Genomic DNA, 19,907 nt, shown 5'->3' with positions numbered 1-19,907 from the left:
GACAGGAAAATGCTTTAAAACCCCCTTCTGAAGGGTTTTCCAGTCCATAAATCTATCCTGCCTAATGACCAGCCATCTTATTAGACAACTGATACAGATCTTTCTTCTGCCGTGCGCTTTTGCAGGCTGTTCATTCATGCCTGTAGACCAGACAGAGCATATGCCTGATCTGCAGAAGCAATTTACCCAGTCCGGCAAACACACGGCGTCCAATTACTGGTGGCAGGAGTTTAACGACCCCCAATTGAACCGGCTGGTGGAAGACGCCCTGTCCAATAACTTTTCCCTGAAGTCATACCTGGCACGACTGGAAGAAGCTGCTGCCCAAGCGGATATTCAGGGCTCCAGTCTGTATCCCTCATTGAGTGGATCGGTCAAACCAGGCTACCGCCGGAACATGCAGGAAAACGGCAACATCTACCAGAACGACAACATTGTGTTCGGGCTCAACTCTCACTGGGAAATTGATCTGTGGGGGCGGCTCAGTAACCGTAAAGAAGCGGCCGTTAATGAATACCTGGCAAGCTCTGAAGTGCTGCAGTCAGCAGCGATTTCTCTGGCTGGCAATATTGCCCGGACCTGGTATCAACTGTCAGAGCAGAATGCACGACTGGAAATACTCACTGCACAATTGACCAATATCCGGAAGGTTACCGAAATCTCCCGGTTACGTTACCTGAGCGGTCAGGACTCGATCAGTACGGTATGGCGTCAGGAGCAGCTCGAGGAAGAAATTCGAGCAGACCATCAGCAAACCCTTCGGCGAAAAAACATACTGGCCTTCCAACTCAACGTACTGCTGGGTAAAAGCCCATCTGCAGAACCGTCGTGGCAGTACTCCAGCTTTCCAGAGCTACCTATTCTGCCCTCCACAGGTATACCTGCGGAGCTGATTGAGAACCGTCCGGATATCCGTGATCGCTGGTATCAGTATCAGGCACGGCGCCATAAAGTTGCTGAAGCCATTTCAGCACGTCTACCGTCGTTTACCTTAACAGCAGGGGCAAACCTGAGCACCAATGATCTGGATGAATTGCTTGATCTCTGGGCAACCGATTTTGCCATTAGTATGAACATTCCCATCTTTAATGGTGGCCAGCTGGCAAGTCAGCAGAAGCAGGCGGAAACCCGGGCAACCCGGGCGTTTTATGACTACACCCAAACAGTTCTGACAGCTCTCAGGGAAGTGGAAACCAGTTTACTGGAAGAGCAAAGCAAGCAGGAGCAACTGAACAGTTTGCAGGAGCAGACCGGACTGGCCAGCAATATTCTTGATATTGAAAGTGCCCGCTATCGCCAGGGTATTCAACAGTACCTTGATGTACTGAACGCACAGGAACGGCTGTTTGATTTGCAGTTGCGCTCAGTGAATATAGAACGTCAGGTACTGGACCGACGAATCACGCTCTATCAGTCGCTGGGCGGCAGAATAATAACCATTGGCAGCAACGGCGAGCTGCTGAGCACAGTACCTTCGGAGACGATTGGGCAATGAAGCTGACTCTGGATAATAGCAGGCGATGGTTCAAAATCATTGCCCCCTGTCTGGTACTGGTACTGGGTGCGGTTGCTGCCAGTTACTACCTGGAAAGCAAGCCCAGAATCCGTGCCCACAAAGGGCAGACGGTTGCCCGACTGGTGCAGACTCACACCGTCCAGACTGAATCAGCACGCCCTGTGATCACCGGCAATGGTCAGGTCAGGGCGATACATGAAGTCAACCTTCGTTCCCGTCTGAAGGGTGAAATCACCCGGCTGCCAGACCAGTATATTCCCGGAGGGCAGATTTCCAGAGGTGAAGTGCTGCTCCAGATTGATCCCCGGGATCATGAACTGGCCATTCAAAAAGCAAGGGCTGGTGTGGCAAAAGCACAGGCAACGCTAGAAGAGGAAAAAGGCCGACACCGAGTTGCCCGTCTCGAATATGAACTTTCCGGCAATACCCTGTCAGACAGTGAAATAGGACTGGTGTTACGAAAGCCCCAGTTGGCAGAGGCGGAAGCAAGCCTGAAACGGGCTGAAGCTGAGCTGACCGAAGCGCAGATTGACCATGACCGAACCCATATCAAGGCGCCTTTTGATGGTCAGATACGTGCCCGACACGTCAGCATTGGCAGCGTCATTCAGGAAAACACCAATCTTTTTGACCTGGTCGCTACCGATGCATTCTGGCTGGAAGTCAGCCTGCCTGCCCAGTATCTGACATGGCTTACCTTTCCAGCATCTGGAGAAAATACGACAGTAAACGAGTGTAAGGGCTCCCGGGTACATATCCGAAATACCGTGAGCTGGCCCGAGGACATGTATCGTGAGGGTTGTCTGGTCAGCCTGCTACCCGAACTGGATGATAAGGTCAGAACGGCGACGATACTGGTAGAAATCAAAGACCCCCTCTCCCTCAAACCGGAAAACCGGGACAAGCCCAAAATTCTGGTCAATGAGTTTCTGCAGGCCGAAATCCGTGGTCACCAGATTGACCATGTTGTCAGCCTCCCCCGGCGGTTGCTGCAACAAGGCAATCGTGTGTGGCTGATGGATGGTGACAATAAGCTGGAATCCCGCGAAGTGTCCATCGCTTATCACGGACGTGATGATGTGTTGATCAATGGTGGCCTGGTAGCTGGTGAAAAGCTGGTGACCACCTCTCTGCCCGGAGCCATTGAAGGCATTGCCCTGCGCACGGATAAACGTGAAAAGAAGAAGCAAGCCATAGCCCTGAATGAATCCGGTCAACCAGCATCAGAGGAGAGACTATGAGCCGTCTGTCAGATGCATTGATCAACCGGGGGCCGATCGCCTGGATGGCCCGCAACAGTGTCAGCGCCAACCTGCTGATGCTGTTCTTTATTATTGGTGGGCTTCTGACGTCTTTCCAGATCCGTAAAGAGGTTTACCCCAACTATCAGCTGAACTCGGTAAAAATAACAGTCAGTTACAGTGGCGCCACACCGGATGAGATGGAAATGGGTATTGTTCTGCCCATTGAGAATGCCATCCGGGGGATTGAAGGGATCAAACAGGTCAACTCCAGAGCACTGGGTGGTTTTGCCAATATTACCGCCGAGCTGGTTAATAATGTGAATGTGGACCGGGTACTTGGCGAGATTGAAAGTGAAGTAAACCGAACCAACCTACCAGCCGGTGCCGAGAAACCCCGGGTTACCCGCTCGGCCATTCAGCATGAATCCATGGAGTTGATTCTGTACGGTGATGTCAACCCGGTTGCCCTAAGGGAAACCACCAGTCTGGTCCGGGACACCCTGTTGCGTTCGTCTTACCTGACCCAGGTAGAAATGCACTGGGCCTCCAAATATGAAGTCAAAGTCTACGTTGATAAAGAGAATCTCGAACGCTACGGGTTGACCCTGGATAGCCTTTCCAACAGCATTTCCCGCTACGCCGTGACCCAGTCCGGCGGTAAGCTCGAAACCGCTGGCGGGGATATACTGGTTGAGGTAGATAATCGTCAAGAGTGGGCAAAAGATTTTTCTTCTGTCCCCGTGGTCAGTACTGCTCAGGGAGGCCATATCTATCTGGATGAAATCGCCACCATAGAAGATGGTTTTGCTGATCGTAAATTCTCGTTTTTCTATAACGGCAAACCATCCACCAGCATCAAGATATACCGGGTTGGTGACCAGACACCCATCGGTATTTCTGAAGCAGTTCATGACATGATGCCACAGCTTCAGGCACTGCTTCCTCCGGGTATCCTTCTGGAAATCGTAAACGACGATGCCATTCTTTATGAACAGCGTATGGCACTGCTGTTAAAAAATGCCTTTTCAGGGCTGGTTCTCGTTCTGGTGGTACTAGCACTGTTTCTGGATCTGCGCCTGGCCTTCTGGGTCACCATGGGTATTCCAACGGCCTTTCTGGGTTCCCTGATTTTCCTTCCCGCCATGGATGTATCCATCAATATGATCTCCATGTTTGCCTTTATCATCGCATTGGGCATTGTGGTGGATGACGCCATTATTGCCGGGGAAAACGTCTACGACCATATGAATCAGGGGATGCCGTTTGCCCAGGCGGCCATTATCGGTGTTAAGGATATTGCCGTTCCCCTGACGTTCAGCATCCTGACCAACATCGTAGCGTTTATTCCCATCTGGTTCCTGCCCGGAACCATGGGCATGATGTTCCAGGTCATTCCCCTGGTGGTGATCACCGTATTTGCCATTTCCTGGATTGAGGCCCTGTTCATTCTCCCTGCCCACCTGGTACACCTTAAGAATGATAATCCGGCACTGATCTTTCGCTTTGCCACGGCACTACAGGCCCTTTTCAACCGAGGGTTGAACCGGTTAATTGTCCATTTCTACAAACCGGTGATGCGTGTACTGCTGGAATTCCGCTATCTCGTGGTTGCCCTGGGCATTGCCATGTTAATGACATCGATCAGTTACATTGCTGGTGGGCATATGGGCTTTACCACCATGCCCAAAGTGGAAGCCGAGTTTTCGGTAGGTCGGGCAACTCTACCAGTAGGAACTTCTCTGGAAGACGCCACAGCCATTCGTCATCGACTGGAACGCTCCGCACAGAAAGTCATGGATGAAAACGGTGGAAAAGCACTGGTCAAGGGCATCTCCAGTATTCAGCGGAACCTTGATGGCGAATTTATAATCATTGTTCGTATCTTCCTCCAGCCTTCTGAAGTTAGAACAATGAGCACCAAAGAAGTCTCCCGGCTCTGGCGGGAGTCCACCGGTAATATTCCCGGGGTTGAAGGTATTCGTTTCTCATCAGCAGGCAGCGGCCCTGGCAGTGATGTCGCCGGTGTCACCATTGAAATGCGCCATCATGACAACAATATGCTTGAAGAAGCCAGTAATGAGCTGGCCATGATGCTCACCGGTTACGCCGGTGTGGTCGATATTGAAAACACGTTTTCATCCGGCAGCAGCAAGCTGAACCTGAAACTGCTGCCTGCCGGGCAAAGTCTGGGTCTGAATGAAAAGGAGCTGGCCAAACAGGTTCGCTCTGCCTTTAATGGCGTGCGCTCTATTCGCCAGCAACGGGGCAGTGAAGAGGTTGATATCAAAGTCATGCTGCCCGATTACCAGCGTGCCAGTGAGTTTGACCTAGAGCAGTTACCGGTTCGGGTTGGTAATGATTACGTTCCCCTTGGGCAGGTTGCCAGCATCACCCGTGATTATTCCGCCTCTGTCATCCAACGACGGGAAGGCCGACGCCGGGTTATTGTCAGCGCGGATATTACCCCATCGTCTGAAGCCATGACCCTGAGCCAGACGCTGTCAGAGGAGACTTTTCCAATCCTGAAGCAGAGCTACCCCGGACTGGATATCGGTTTCCGTGGGGATCAGATTGAGCAGAAAGAGAGCATGGACAGTCTATTCGTGAACGGCATTATGGTGATGCTGGCTCTGTACTGCCTGCTGGCGATTCCATTTCGCAGTTACAGTCAGCCATTCATCATCATGGCGATTATCCCATTTGGACTGATTGGCTCTGTGCTGGGCCATGTTGCCCTGGGCTATACCATGAGCGTAGTCAGCTTGCTGGGTGTACTGGCCCTCAGCGGCGTAGTAATTAACGACAGCCTTATTCTGGTAACAGAAGCCAACGAACGACGGGAAAAGGACAAACTGGGTGTACATGACGCCTTGCTTGAAGCCTGTCATCGCCGCTTCCGCCCAATCATTCTCACAACGCTTACCACCTTTGGTGGTCTGGCTCCCATGATTCTGGAAACCTCCAATCAGGCCAGGTTTATGATCCCCATGGCCATATCACTGGGCTTTGGCATTCTGTTCGCCACCTTGATCACCCTGCTTCTTCTGCCATGTATGTACTCAGTGCTTGAAGATATTAAAGGGGGGTTTACCAACACAGCTTATGATGCTGAAGTTCCTCTAAAGAGCTGACTTACTGCCTGCGTTTTGAGTAACGAAAAAACGGATGCTTGTCATTTAAAGGCAAGCATCCTTTCTAAACGTCATGATGTAATGATCAGGACAACCACTGCTGTCCATATTCATAATATGAAAACCAGCCTGACGCACTTCATCCAGAGCCTGGGCTGGCTTTACCCTGGCGTGGTCGCCCCTGAAATCAACAAACACAACCATCGCTTTATCATCGATTTGCTGATGCAGGTTACTCAGAAAACGGGGACGATCCTGAATAAAACGATAAACATTGGCCAGAAAAACAATATCAACCGACTCAGGAAGACAGGGGTCAGTATGCTCACACAACCTGGTTTCTATATTGGATAACCCTTCTTCCCTGAAGCGCTGATCCATATAGCTGACCATACTGGACTCAGTGTCCAGCGCATAGACCTTACCCCTGGGTGCAAGACGGGCAAACTGGCTGGCAAAATAGCCAGTACCGGCACCGACATCAGCAATCAAGGTATCTTCACTAAGAGCCAGACTACTCAATACATGAGGCGTGTTCTGCCATTCGACACGATGTTCTGAGTCAAATATCTCACTGCACTTTTCCGGATCTGCAAAGCTGACAGGCTTAACCATACCCAACACATCTCCCCTATAAGCCCAAAAACCAACTAAGAAACTCGGTTATTATACTCAAAGGAAATCCTAACTGCATACAAAAGATTCATATTTTTTACATCTTTTTATCCAGATGAATCTCCTTTTAAAAGTAATGACTTGAGTGAAGAGAAAGCTGAGGCTAAAAAAGGAAAAATCCAAAGACACTGCAGGCCTGATTCTCTGTGTCTTTGGGGGGTATGGTGAAGTTGTTTTCGCAGAATCCGCCTAACTACTCTCTTCATCCGGTAGTTCTGGCTGTAATAACTTCTTAAACGACAGATGGTCATGAAGAACTTCAAAAGCCGTCTCACCGGCAACTTCATCCTTTAACGCGGGAGATTGCAGTATGGCGGTTTCAAGATCTCGAACGGCTTCATCGTGCTGTCCAAGTGCTGCCTCAGCACAGGCTCTTTGCCAATAGGCAAGCGCATACTCCTGATCATGGTCAATTGCCTGATTGGTCAGTGAAAGTGCCCATCTGGCCTCACCAAGATCCAGTAAAGAGTCAGCTTTATAGGTCAGTGCCTCCACATCATCCGGGTTGATTTCCAGAATCTGGTCATAGATGTTGATCTGCTCATGAAGGTTCGTCTCAAGGCCTGCACGCATCCACAATGAGTGAACCTGATTGGTTTGCGATATTTTTTCCTGGGCAGAAATAATCTGCTCAGAGCGCAGCACCAGTTTCTTCTCCAGTTCATTCAGCCTTCTCTCATATTCCAGCGTCATCTGAGAAACCTGACTTTCAACCTGGGCCTTAATGGTTTCACGAACCTCCCGCAATGAACGCCACCCAAGCAACACCAGAATCGACGCCGCAGCAGTAATAATGAAAAAGATATTGTTAACGGTGTCTGTTGTATAACGAACCGCCCGATCTGAAGCATCTAGCCGGGCCTCCGCCACTTTGTTGGTCAGTTCAGTCCGCATGAACTGCTGATCCTGACGGAGATTCTTGAGCTCATCAAGAATATAGCGCTCAATAAACGGTTTATAGAGGGGTTCATCTATCTCAGCAGAGGGCTGGGCCTTAACTGAAGAGAAGCTCAGTATTACACAGCAGGCAAGCAGCAGCTTGAAGATACGTTTATGAGGCATTAACCCTCCCTGGATTAGCCATCATCAGACAATAACTGAGTTACAGTTCCACCTTATCCCGATTCAGGAAAACGGGTCAATGAGGTGAATATCGGCTTATCAGCGAGTCTATAAAGCTGGGCGGGAGGGAGTGAAAAGAGTCTCAACATAATGAAACTCTCTCAATTCTTGAATAGCTCAACAACTTTACGTTAATGAGCTATTTGAGATTTAATGTTTAATGATGTGTATCAGGCGATTTCAACCAGGTTGCCCCTGGACTCCAGCCATGACTTACGATCTGAGCTGCGTTTTTTAGCCAGCAGCATATCCATCCGCTGGGTCGTCTCTTCCTCATCGTCCAGGGTGAGCTGAACCAAACGACGAGTGTCTGCAGACATTGTAGTCTCACGCAACTGCAGAGGATTCATCTCGCCCAGTCCCTTAAAGCGCTGAACATTGATCTTGCCTTTCTTTTTCTCGGCACGGATACGTTCAAGAATGCCCTCTTTTTCCGCTTCATCCAGGGCGTAATAGACCTCTTTGGCCACATCAATGCGGTAGAGTGGAGGCATGGCAACATAGATATGGCCACGTTCCACCAGCGGGCGGAAGTGCTGTACGAACAGCGCGCAGAGCAGTGTTGCAATGTGCAGTCCATCGGAGTCCGCATCGGCAAGAATGCAGATTTTGCCGTAGCGTAAGCCATCAAGATTGTCCGATGCTGGATCAACCCCCAGGGCTACCGAGATATCGTGTATTTCCTGAGACGCCAGCACTTCAGAGGAGTCCACTTCCCAGCTGTTCAGGATTTTACCGCGCAACGGCATGATGGCCTGATACTCACGGTCACGAGCCTGCTTGGCAGAACCACCCGCCGAGTCCCCTTCCACCAGGAACAGTTCGGTCATGCTAAGGTCCTGGCTGGCACAATCTGCCAGCTTTCCTGGCAACGCTGGCCCCTGGGTAACTTTTTTACGGGCGACCTTTTTGGCTTTGCGCATCCGCTTCTGGGCATTGCTGATGCAGAGTTCTGCCAGCAGTTCACCTTCAGCGGTATGCTGGTTCAACCAGAGGCTAAAGGCATCTTTTGCGACACCAGAAACAAAAGCAGCACACTCTCTGGAAGATAAGCGTTCTTTGGTCTGACCGGAGAACTGAGGATCTGCCAGCTTGGCAGACAGCACATAGGAACAGTTTTCCCACAAATCATCACCACCGAGCTTAACGCCACGAGGCAGGAGATTCCGGAACTCACAGAACTCCCGGATCGCTTCCAGCAAACCGGTTCTCAGGCCATTCACATGGGTACCGCCCAGCGGGGTTGGAATCAGGTTGACATAGCTTTCCGTCAACAGTTCACCACCCTCGGGTAACCACTGCACGGCCCAGTCGACGGCTTCACTTTCCCCTTTCAGAGAACCGGTAAAGGGTTCAGAGGGTAAAACGGCAAAACCTCTTGTCGCACTTTTGAGATAGTCATTCAGGCCATCTTCGTAGTACCACTCGGTGACGTCTTCGGAAATCCTGTCATCAAATTCAACCCGAAGACCAGGGCAAAGTACTGCCTTGGCACGGAGAATGTGCATTAACCGTGGTACGGAAAATCGTGGGGAGTCGAAGTAGCTGGCATCGGGCCAGAAGTGAACTGTTGTTCCGGTGTTACGACGTCCGCAGGTGCCGGTTTCATGAAGATCTTCGTCCTTGTATCCATCTTTAAAGCTGATGGATGACACCACGCCACCACGACGAACGGTCACTTCCAGGCGACTGGAGAGCGCGTTTACCACAGATACACCAACGCCATGCAAACCACCAGAGAACTGGTAGTTCTTGTTGGAGAATTTACCACCTGCGTGCAGGCGCGTCAGGATAAGCTCAATACCAGAGATGCCATGTTCTGGATGGATATCGGTCGGCATACCACGACCATCATCCACCACTTCCAGAGACTGGTCTTTGTGCAGGGTGACCTTTATATGGGAAGCAAAACCTGCAAGAGCCTCATCCACACTGTTGTCGATGATTTCCTGGGCAAGATGATTTGGCCGGGTAGTGTCGGTATACATTCCGGGGCGTTTGCGCACCGGGTCAAGGCCACTGAGTACTTCAATCGCCTCGGCATTGTAGTCGTTCTTTACCATGAGTCCTTGCTGACTGATCGCATAATGACGGAAGTGTAACGAATGGACGGTGACTTGTTCAAACGGATGTCAGAAAATCATGCTCCAGAAAGCCAAAGACTTCTGGCAGCATTTTCTCAAAATGATCAAAGGCGTGGCTGCCTCCTTCCTGCACGATAGCCCTGCATTGCTGATACTTTTCCACTGCCAGACGGTAGTCCAGGGTTTCATCTCCTGTCTGTACCATGAGCAGCGTGTTTTCCAGTGATGCCGGTGGTTCTACTTCCAGAAGGAGCAACTGTTCAACATACTCTTCGGTCATCACCCAGTCAGCACCCGTATGAAAGTTTTTCTGGGGGCCAAGAAACTCTTCGAATCGTTCATGGGGAACAACGGCTGGATTAATCAGCACCAGTCTGGCCTTTTGGCTGTGTCCATTATCCAGTAACCAGCTTTGCAGCCAGGTAGCCAGAAAACCGCCAAGAGAGCTGCCAATGATGTAGATATCCCGCAGGTTCAGTGACTTTTTGAGGTGACTCTGTAAACACTGCACGATATCCGATGGGAAAACCGGCAGGTCGGGTATCCATAACTCAAGATCCAACTGGCTGTCTTGCACATACTCTGTCGTTTGAATGGCTTTCCTGGACTGGGATGAACTGTTCAGGCCATGCAGATAAACCAGCAGCGGCTTCATATTCTTGCCCCCATCATTCTATTCACCAGCTCTGCCGGAGATTGATCAATCACCAGCTGGTCATACCAGTACTGGGTAATAAAGCCTTCATCCACGGCATTCTCAAACCAGGCCACTAAATGATCATAATAGCCAGCAGTATTCAAAATGGCACAGGGTTTACCGTGGTAGCCTACCTGCTTATGAGCAATCTCCTGAAACAATTCATCCATGCTGCCAGCACCACCAGACAGAGTTATAAAGCCATCTGCCAGTTCATTCATTTTCTGCTTGCGCTCATGCATGTCATTCACATGAATTAATTCACTCAAACCTTCGTGAGCCTGTTCCTGTTCGACGAGTGCATGGGGAATAACACCCACCACCCTACCACCACCAGCAATGGCTCGATCAGCGATCGCCCCCATCAGTCCAATATTTCCGCCACCATAAACAATGGAGATGTCTTGCTCTAACAAAGAGTCCACCAATGCCTCAGCAGCCTGACGATATGCTTCCTTACGACCAGACCGGGCACCACAGAATATTGCGACTGATTTCATGCTTTCCCCATCACTGAACATTCATCTGTTTACCAGATAGTACCAGCCACCAGAGCACCTGACATAAAAGATAGCGAAGACCTGACCATTAAATACAAAAAAAGCGGCTCTATCGCCGCTTTTAAACGTTTTAATGGTTTCTCAGGAAGATACTGATCAGCCTTTTACACGAAGGTACACAAACCACTTGCTCAGCCCCACCATCACACCACCACCGATGATATTACCAATGGTTACCGGCAGCAGATTCATAAAGATGTTGGTCAGATTGATCATATCGAAGTCTGCGGCGGTGTAACCAATCGCCTGCCAGAACTCAGGGCCAGCCAGAGACTTAACCATGTAGCCCATTGGCAGCAGATACATATTGGCTACGGAGTGCTCAAAACCAGCGACAACAAATGCTGCTACGGGCAGAATACAGGCCATCATTTTACCAGCAGCCGTGCGTGCACTCAGGGTCATCCAGTAGCACAGACAAACCAGCAGGTTACAGAGAATACCCAGGATCAGGGCCTGGAAGAATGGATAGCCCAGCTTGGCCTTGGCAATATACATGGAAGAGAGACCAACCTGTCCATTGCCGCCTTCCCAGACACCGCCACCAATAATCAGCAGAGCAAAGAGAATAGAACCAATAAAGTTGCCAACGTAAACCAGACTCCAGTTCTTTACGATATTACGGAACTTCAGTTTGCCAGTTGCTTTCCCCATCAGCAGCAGAGTACTGCTGGTAAACAGTTCTGCACCGCAGAGTACTACGAGCATCAGGCCGGTACTGAACACGATGCCACCGACCAGCTTGGACATACCGTAAGGCATACCTTGAGCACCGGCCATAACAACGGAATAAAACATTCCGGCAATGGCAACAAAGATACCGGCCATAATCGCCAGAATCACGGTTACTTCAGGATGTTTTTTTGCTTTGCCTATTGCCGCCTGCTCAGCCAGCTTTGCCATTTCCGCAGGAGGAACTGCACCATAGTTGGGCATATTTTGAACTTGCATGGGGGTTATCCACAGCCAATCGATTTTGGCGCTAAGTCTATCAGTGAGAAGAATCGGGCATCAGAGTGGTAAATTCAGCGGGTATTGCGAAAAATACTTAGTACATGGTCTGTACACTTCATGAAAATGAATCAGCGAACAAAAATAGTGCATTAAAAAATAGATAGAGTTTGCGTAAAAGAACAGTTGATTCTTGTGATAAATACAGAGAGGATAAAGTAAGTTGTCTTATAAAAAAGCTGTTCAATATCTACTGGCATAAAGCTACCGTTTTCCGGTTCTTCATACCAATGAAGAGAAGGATGGAGGAAAAGGTGCCATGAATGGTCATCTGTTAATCATTGCCTTAGGAGTAACAGTTCTGAGCACTGCTCAGGCAGACGACCATGTAAATGTGACGGGCGCTATTGATCTGGTTCCTGAACAACGCTCTGAAGCTTCCCAAAGTAAAGACCACTCCTCTACCATTGAGCTGAGCAACCAACCATTAAGCCCAGCGGATAACGCCAAAGGCCTGCGCATCGATTATCAGCCATTTGATAATAACTTCAGCATGTCTGCTGGTAGCTTTCATCACTTATCTAAAGATTCACAGAGTGCTCGCTATAACAACAAGACATATCTTGGTGTAGGCTGGAAGAAAATGGTCGATCAGGCTCGCCTGGGCGTTAGAGTCGATATTGGTGCTGTTTATGAAAACAATGAGGGGAGCAACCTTGCAACCCCTACGGTCAATAGTTTGAAATCCATCTCAAGAAACAACTTCGATGAAACGGCAACTGCCCGCTGGCAGCCCGTTATCAGTTTTGGTGTTTCCTACCGCTTTTAGGAGGCTGTCGCAAAAGGCAGCGAGCGCAGGCAAGACGAGGCAAAAAATGGCGAAAAAGCGCAGTTTACAGATAGTAAATGAGCATTTTGAGCTATTTTTTAACGCGGTATTGGCAAGCGCAGCTCTTTTGCGACAGCCTCTTAGGCTTTCTCTACGGCGCAGTTTTCATTGGCTTAAGTGCAGCGGTTTTCTTCTCTTCCGGCTTTCCGGCTGTAACTGCGTTAATGTGCATCCCTTTTAATACGTTCAACGCCTGATTCAGCTGATAATCTTGAGCCAGCAGCTCTGCTATCTCTTTCTCCGTCTTGCTGGATCTGGCTTTCTTACTGTTGGATTCATCATCTTTATTGCCATTGCTGAGATGTCTCTGCAAATCCGCTTCCTTATACTGCTGAGGGGCATCAATCGGGGTAACCTTGGCACGCTGAACCACAATATCGGGTTTGATGCCTTCGGCCTGAATGGACCGGCCATTGGGCGTATAATATAAGGCTGTGGTCAGTTTTAATCCCTTTGCTGAATCAACACTCAACGGTAAGACGGTTTGTACAGAACCCTTGCCAAAAGACTCGGTTCCCATCAGAACAGCACGCTTATGATCCTGCAGGGCACCGGCAACAATTTCTGAAGCCGAAGCAGAGCCGCCATTGATTAATACCACCAATGGGACTCCCTCTGAAGGGTCATCAGCAGATGCGTTAAACCTCAACTCAGAGTTTGGAATACGCCCTTCGGTATAAACAATCAACCCTTCACTGATAAAGGCGTCAGTAACGCCAACCGCAGCCTGAAGCACTCCCCCCGGATTGTTGCGAAGGTCAAGAACCAGCCCGTGAAGCTTGCCATCTTTCTGCTCTTTCTTGAGTGCTTTTAACGTATCGACCAGCTCATTGCCGGTATCCGCCTGGAACTGACTGACACGAATATAGCCATAACCCGGCTCAAGGTGCTTGGCCCTTACACTCTGAACTTTAATAACTGCACGCTCCAGAGCGATCTCAAGCGGTTTCTCCTCACCCTCACGAACAATAGTCAACTTGATAGGGGTGCCCGCTTTACCACGCATTTTATCAACCGACTCTCCCAGGCTCATTCCCTTAACCGACACATCATCCAACTTGATGATCAAATCCCCTGCCTGAACTCCGGCTTTTGAGGCAGGTGTATCATCAATGGGGCTCACCACCTTGATAAAACCATCTTCCATGCCCACTTCAATGCCCAGACCACCAAATTCGCCGGAAGTATTTTCTTCCAGTTCCTTGAAATCATCAGGTTTCAGATAGGCAGAGTGAGGATCAAGCCCGCTGAGCATCCCCTGAATGGCATTTTCAAGCAATGTCCTGTCATCCACTTCCTCAACATACGCTTTTTTAATTCGCTCCATCACTTCAGTAAAGGCCCGAAGGTCATCCAGTGGCAGTTTTCCTTTGGGCTGCTCAGCATGCCCGGAGTCCTGAGCAACTGCAGACTGACTGTTATTTTCAGAGGCAGGAGTGTCCGAAACCTCCGATCCCTGACCAGCCGTATCAGCCCAGCCATTCAATGCCAGCCCGGTAGCCAGCACCAGAGACGATGCCTTGAAAAGCCGGTTAAGGTTGAAAATCAAATTCATGAATGCTCCCGAGCATTATTTTAAATCAGTGAAGTATAGGAATTACTTATCGGTCTCACCGGTTGAAACTACACTGAATTCGGGATACTGCCCGATACCAGTCCATGCTTTCAATGTACTGGATTCCTTTTCCTCAATCTCTGCCGAGCCATAGAGAAGGGTTCTGGGGTTTGCCATTCAGACGCACCTCAAAATAAACCCCCTCATTTTGCTGTCCACCACTCTGACCACTTAACGCCAGCGGCTCACCCGCCAGAACAGTATCACCTTCCTGCCTGAGAATAGAGTCATTGTGGGCATAAAGCGTCAGGAAATTATCACCATGGTCAACGATCGCCAAAAGACCATAACTGCTCAGCCAATCAGCAAAGATAACCCGTCCATCATGCACTGCATTAACCGTCGTTCCGGAGGTTGCAGCAATGAACATGCCCTGCCAGCGCATGCGTGTTTCCGGATTTTGATCGTTGAACTTAAACAAAACGCGCCCTTTCACTGGCCATAACAGCTTGCCTTTACGACTTTTGAAAGACTCGCTGTTGCTGAGCTGCCGGCTGATAATACTGGCAAGCATCTTATCCAGCTTTTCCCGTTCCTGTTCGAGCTGTTTAAGCTCCTTTCCTCCCTTTCGATAACGACTCGCCAACTCACTCAGCAGTTTTTTACGCTCAGATTGCTGTTTGACCAGGGACTGCTTTTTCTGGTCAATCACGGCTTTTTCCTGATTAAGTCGGGTAACAAGTGATTGCTGGGCACTCTCAACAGATTTCAGCTCCGCAAGGGTTTTCTCATACTCACGAATGGACTGAAGCTGTGCCTTTTGAAAGTAGTCAAGATAAACCAGTTGTCGGGAAACCGTTTCCGGATCCTCCTGGTTCAGTAACAGCTTGATGCGACTGTCACCCAGACTTTTATAAAGCGATTGCAGACTCTGGGTAACCTGTATCTTCTGCTGTTCAGTCTTTGCCGTCAGTAGTTGCTGACGGCTCTGGAGCTTTTTTATTTCGCCCTGCCCCTCCTTGAGACGCGTTTCCAGTGTACTGATATCAGTATTCAGTTGTTGGATGGCCCTGTCGTTTTTCTGAACCTGTTTCTGGGCAGAAGTTCGTGCTGCATTGAGCGACTCCAATAGCTCCTTCGCATGCTGGATATCACTTTCAATGGCTCTGATTTCTGCCTCAGTTGCGACCTGTTCATTACTTATACCCAACTGGGGAATGAGTGAGCAGGCAACTAACAACAGTACTGTGAAAATCCTTTTATATCTGCCCTTTTCAGGGAGCTGCGAATTGAAAAGCATCATGTGAGGAGTCTTTGGCTATTGGCTAAAACCCTATCAGTATGCCTGCAATTAAAGATCAGATATAGATAATGCCCATGAAACCATAGGGCTGGGCACTTAAGTAACTAACCGTATGAAATCAGATATTTCTGCTGCCTTGCGCAGGCACTCTGCTTCGTTACAACTTCGGTCACATAGCTACGGCTATGCTCCCTCCGTTATGCCTCGCATAGCACCTACCCCAGTAGGCAGAAATATTTGATTCCATATGGCCAGCTACTTAGAGGAAAAGAAGACACTCAATTCCATGAATTGAGTGTCCCAGGGAGTGGCTGCTCAAACACCGGCTTCGGCAACCAGGGCTTTCTGGATAGTGGCAGGAACCTGCTCATAGCGACGGAAGGTCATGGAAAACTCACCCTCACCAGAAGTCATGGACTTCAAGGCGTTACTGTATTCCATAATACTGGCCAACGGGGCCTCTGCCTCGATACAGACTTCATCCCCATCCCTGGATTCTGAGCCGGTAATCATTCCACGATCAGCACAAAGGTGACCGGTAATATCCCCAACACTCCATACCGGGGCCGTCACTTTCAAGGCCACAAAAGGCTCAAGGAGGATAGCGTCAGCACGACTGATGGCATCCAGAAACGCTTTCTTGCCTGCGGTTGCAAAAGCGATTTCCTTGGAGTCCACACTATGGTGCTTACCATCATAAACAACGACCCGAATATCCTGCATCGGGTAACCGGCAATGGCCCCTGTACTCATCACCTCACGCACGCCTTTTTCTACTGCCGGGATATACTGACTGGGTATCACACCCCCTACTACCTCACTGGCAAACTCAAAACCACCCCCTCTTGGTAACGGCTCAATCCGCAGAAAAACCTCACCGAACTGGCCGGAGCCACCACTTTGTTTCTTATGCCGGTAATGACCTTCGGATGCTTTTAGAATCGTTTCACGATATGGGATACCAGGTAACCGAGTACTCACATCGATGTTATAGACAGCCTGTATTTTTTCCAGAACCATCTGCAGATGTACACTACCCAGACCACTGATGACAGTTTCATTCTGAGACTCTCGATGCTCAACGGTCAGGCTGGGATCCTCAAGCGTCATCCGATGCAATGCATCCGACAATTTCTGTTCATCACCATGACGAGTCGTATCAATGGCCAGGCTGCTCATGGGCTCAGGAAAGACCAGGGGCTCCAGATAGAAATGATCTTCATCATGAGAATCGTGCAACACCGCATCAAAGTGGATGTTATCGACTTTTGCCACGGCACAGATATCTCCCGGGCCGGCAGAGCTGACTTCCTGTGACTGCTCTCCCTGCAGTTTCAGCAGATGATTTACCCTGAAGGCTTTACGTCCATCGCCAATATAGAGCTGACTGCCTGTTTTTACGGTTCCCTGGTGGATTCTGAATACCCCCATACGACCAATAAAGGGGTCGGTAATTACCTTGAAAACATGGGCTATCGTATGGGCTTCAGGGTCAGCAGTCACCGAAACAGCTTCCCCCGGCTCTCCCATCTTTGAGCCTTCTTTCTTCATAAACAGTGGAGCATTCCCTTCTTCGGGAGTAGGCATTAACTCATTAATGATTCTAAGAAGCTGATCAATCCCTGCGCCTGTTCTGGCGGAAACAAAACACACCGGCAACAGATGGCCTTCCCTCAAACACTGTTCAAAAGGATCATGAAGCTGGGGAGGCTCGATAGACTGGCCCTGCTCCAGGTAAAGATCCATCAAGTCATCATCCACCTCAATCACCTGCTCAACCAGACGATCATGAGCCTCGATGACCGAGCTGAAAGCGACCTCTGCGTTATAGTCAGGCTGGAAATAGCAGTCCACGACTTGCGAATGATCTCTGGACGGCAGGTTAATCGGCAGACAATGTTGACCAAACCGGTCCTGCAGAGCGCTTAATGTGTTCTCTGTTTTGGCATCAGTGGCATCACAGTGATTAACAATGATCAGTCCACATTTTTTTCTGTCCTGCATCAGGTCAAAAGACTTACGGGCAACCTGCTCTACTCCCTGTCGAGCATTGATAACCAGTGCTACAGACTCAACGGCAGGCAGGATACTCATAGCCCGGCCAAACAGCTCAGGAGTCCCGGGAGTATCGATCAGATTGATATGAGAGCTTTGGTGGTGGAGATGAAAGAGAGAGGATTCCAGTGAGTGACCAGACTGTTGTTCGAGCGGGGTAAAGTCAGTCACCATTCGCCCTCCCTGCCCCTCCTGATCGACTATCGCGCCGGACTGTATCAGAAGTGCTTCAATCAAGGCTGACTTGCCGCTGCCAGAGTGTCCGAGCAGGGCGATATTTCGGATAGGGTCGCTGTGTAACTCAGCCATGCCGCTTTTCATAACGAGCGCCTCACATCTTCATTGTTATCATTGGCTCTGAGTATATGGAGGCGCTTGACGGCTTATCTTGCCAGACGTCAATAAACCGGAATAAAGCATTACCCGGCCTTTATTCCTGAACTAAATTAAAAAATAAAGACAAAAAAAATAGAAATAATAAAGGACAATTCCGATGCTCTCGGACTACCAGTATCTTCGCAAGTGGCTTGCTCAGGCAAATGTACTCATTCACAACGGCTCCGGCTCATCACTGGCCCGCTTAAATGAGAAAAAACAATTAGTTGCAGGAAAAAACTCCGGGAATGGGCTACTGAATAAAGTCACAGCAATGACCTGTACCGCAGAGCGGGAGAAAATAAAGTCCATCTGCCTCGATGCAGCCAGACAGGCTGATCAACTTGGCCAATATATGGGACTAAAGAGTCAATTTACTAAGACATTTACCGATTTCAACTGGCAGTCATGCACAATTGAGCGCCTTGCCTCTCTCATTCATTCTCTGGTCAACAGTGCGCACGGCCAGGCAGTCGAGGCTGCCATCGCCCTCAACAAGAGTGTTAATACAGGGTTTAGCCGGCACTGCAATGAGCTGTCAGGCCTTACTGACAGTAGCTGGTTTTCAATGCTGCTGGATCAGCTGCAGAGTAGCTGGACTCAATTTCACAAGATAAACCAATCCGAAAAAGACCTTGGCTGCTTCAAAAGCCTGCTGGTAGAAACGGCCCACGATACCATACAGTCCCGTCAAGAGTCTGATGAAGCACCGGACAATGCATTAATCGACTGTGTTTCTGAAGCCATCAACCTGGCCATTACCGAGTTCATCAACAGAAATCAGAAAAAGAGAAAAGATATTGAATGGGTTGTGTACCCCATTAACTCATTCATGACTGATCAGGAAATACCGATGGCAACAGCTGAAGCTTACGGAAAAGCACCTAAGGCGCTCAAAAGCATTTCCAGCAAACAGCTTATGGAGTCAGGGTTGGTAACCAGCAAGTCAGAGTACCAGACCTTAAGTGAAGACCTTGGACGCATCTATATGGAATGGCCCGGTATCATGCCACGCCTACAGGCGTTTCGAAAACTTCAGACATTCAACCCAGGACTGGACAACAGTGACTTCACTATTCTGATGCGCAGATGGTCTTATGATGAACAGGAACGCTGGCACAAAATTGTAAACAACACATCATTTGATAATAACGATGCTGCGTTGCCGATTCTGGCTGAAATTTTTCGCCAGACCATCCACTCGCTGGGCCGAAACGGACACCTGCACCCCCGGGTACTGAATGCCATACAGTTTATTAGCCTGAAAAGCCTGTCGACTGTCAATATCATTAACCAGCTTCAGGCATTCAGCACCATCTGCTATGGACTCGGTGGTAACTGCCTGGCGGCAGAAGGAATGGCAGATATCATTAACCAGTCTCCCATGGAACAGGACGTTATCCAGAAAATTCTCAACGCCTGGCATGACCCTGAAGCACTTGAAGAGCTTGCTGATGCATTGGCCGAAGGATAGCTTTCAGACGTAGTACCAACTGCATTACTTTTTAAAAAAAGTAGAATTTTCTGGGTTAAGCGAGCCTGTAAATAATTCTGTGTAAACGCCACCAAAACTATTACTCCTTGAACCGGTCAGGAAACATAATTTCAAACCGGTTCATGGCTGCTTTCCAGTTCCTGATCGGCATGGTCCATTTCTCGGAAGCTTTTTCCATGGCCAGATAGATTACCTTCATGACTGACTCATCAGTCCGAAAAATCTTCCGGTTCTTGATCGCCTTACGAATGACGC

General features: G+C 49.3%; 14 protein-coding genes and 1 pseudogene. 5 read left to right on the top strand and 10 right to left on the bottom strand.

What is annotated here, in order from left to right; all coding sequences use genetic code 11:
* Positions 1-64: 64 nt before the first annotated feature.
* The 3 genes from AK963_RS11780 to AK963_RS11770 are packed head-to-tail and all read left to right on the top strand — an operon-like array spanning position 65 to position 5,891.
* Positions 65-1,495 (top strand): efflux transporter outer membrane subunit, encoded by a 1,431-nt coding sequence (locus AK963_RS11780; protein ID WP_083232596.1) that lies wholly within the window; start codon positions 65-67, stop codon positions 1,493-1,495.
* Positions 1,492-2,757, top strand: a complete 1,266-nt coding sequence (locus tag AK963_RS11775) for an efflux RND transporter periplasmic adaptor subunit (RefSeq protein WP_066015648.1) — start codon at positions 1,492-1,494, stop codon at positions 2,755-2,757. The genes AK963_RS11780 and AK963_RS11775 overlap by 4 nt, the downstream gene beginning before the upstream one ends.
* Positions 2,754-5,891, top strand: a complete 3,138-nt coding sequence (locus AK963_RS11770; RefSeq protein WP_066015647.1) for an efflux RND transporter permease subunit — start codon at positions 2,754-2,756, stop codon at positions 5,889-5,891. Before AK963_RS11775 ends, AK963_RS11770 begins: the two co-directional genes overlap by 4 nt.
* 45 nt (positions 5,892-5,936) lie before the next feature.
* Here the strand turns inward: AK963_RS11770 and AK963_RS11765 are convergent, their stop codons facing one another.
* From AK963_RS11765 to focA, 6 genes are all read right to left on the bottom strand, one after another.
* Complete coding sequence (locus AK963_RS11765; RefSeq protein ID WP_066015646.1) at positions 5,937-6,506, bottom strand: class I SAM-dependent methyltransferase; 570 nt, start codon at positions 6,504-6,506, stop codon at positions 5,937-5,939.
* Between the two features lie 249 nt (positions 6,507-6,755).
* Positions 6,756-7,628 (bottom strand): tetratricopeptide repeat protein, encoded by an 873-nt coding sequence (locus tag AK963_RS11760; protein WP_066015645.1) that lies wholly within the window; start codon positions 7,626-7,628, stop codon positions 6,756-6,758.
* Between the two features lie 230 nt (positions 7,629-7,858).
* The gene (parE, locus tag AK963_RS11755; protein ID WP_066015644.1) at positions 7,859-9,751 is read right to left on the bottom strand and encodes a DNA topoisomerase IV subunit B; all 1,893 of its coding nucleotides are present in this window, start codon (positions 9,749-9,751) and stop codon (positions 7,859-7,861) included.
* A 58-nt stretch (positions 9,752-9,809) separates the two neighbouring features.
* Positions 9,810-10,427, bottom strand: a complete 618-nt coding sequence (locus AK963_RS11750; protein ID WP_066015643.1) for a YqiA/YcfP family alpha/beta fold hydrolase — start codon at positions 10,425-10,427, stop codon at positions 9,810-9,812.
* Positions 10,424-10,969 (bottom strand): LOG family protein, encoded by a 546-nt coding sequence (locus AK963_RS11745; protein ID WP_066015657.1) that lies wholly within the window; start codon positions 10,967-10,969, stop codon positions 10,424-10,426. Before AK963_RS11745 ends, AK963_RS11750 begins: the two co-directional genes overlap by 4 nt.
* Positions 10,970-11,125: 156 nt before the next feature.
* Complete coding sequence (focA, locus tag AK963_RS11740; RefSeq protein WP_066015642.1) at positions 11,126-11,980, bottom strand: formate transporter FocA; 855 nt, start codon at positions 11,978-11,980, stop codon at positions 11,126-11,128.
* Positions 11,981-12,299: 319 nt separating this feature from the next.
* On the opposite strand from focA, the gene AK963_RS11735 reads away from it, so the two are divergent.
* Complete coding sequence (locus AK963_RS11735) at positions 12,300-12,809, top strand: hypothetical protein (RefSeq protein WP_066015641.1); 510 nt, start codon at positions 12,300-12,302, stop codon at positions 12,807-12,809.
* A 151-nt stretch (positions 12,810-12,960) separates the two neighbouring features.
* Here AK963_RS11735 and AK963_RS11730 read toward each other — a convergent pair whose 3' ends face one another.
* The 3 genes from AK963_RS11730 to fusA all read right to left on the bottom strand — a co-directional run bounded on the left by AK963_RS11730 (position 12,961) and on the right by fusA (position 18,103).
* Entirely contained in the window at positions 12,961-14,424 is a 1,464-nt protein-coding gene (locus tag AK963_RS11730; protein ID WP_066015640.1) for a S41 family peptidase, read from the bottom strand.
* Positions 14,425-14,557: 133 nt separating this feature from the next.
* Positions 14,558-15,727, bottom strand: coding sequence for a murein hydrolase activator EnvC family protein (locus AK963_RS11725; RefSeq protein WP_066015639.1), 1,170 nt, complete (start codon positions 15,725-15,727; stop codon positions 14,558-14,560).
* Positions 15,728-16,042: 315 nt separating this feature from the next.
* The gene (gene fusA, locus AK963_RS11720; protein WP_083232595.1) at positions 16,043-18,103 is read right to left on the bottom strand and encodes an elongation factor G; all 2,061 of its coding nucleotides are present in this window, start codon (positions 18,101-18,103) and stop codon (positions 16,043-16,045) included.
* Positions 18,104-18,275: 172 nt separating this feature from the next.
* Here fusA and AK963_RS11715 point away from each other — a divergent pair, with 172 nt between their 5' ends.
* Positions 18,276-19,631 carry a hypothetical protein gene (locus tag AK963_RS11715; protein WP_066015638.1) on the top strand — a complete coding sequence of 452 codons (1,356 nt, stop codon included), beginning with the start codon at positions 18,276-18,278 and terminating at the stop codon, positions 19,629-19,631.
* 100 nt (positions 19,632-19,731) lie between these two features.
* On the opposite strand, the pseudogene AK963_RS31985 reads toward AK963_RS11715, so the two are convergent.
* Positions 19,732-19,907, bottom strand: a pseudogene (locus AK963_RS31985) (IS256 family transposase); the annotation flags it as partial.

This window comes from Endozoicomonas atrinae (assembly GCF_001647025.1).
Classification (GTDB): Bacteria; Pseudomonadota; Gammaproteobacteria; order Pseudomonadales; family Endozoicomonadaceae; genus Endozoicomonas; species Endozoicomonas atrinae.
This window is presented reverse-complemented; position numbering and strand designations above follow the sequence as displayed.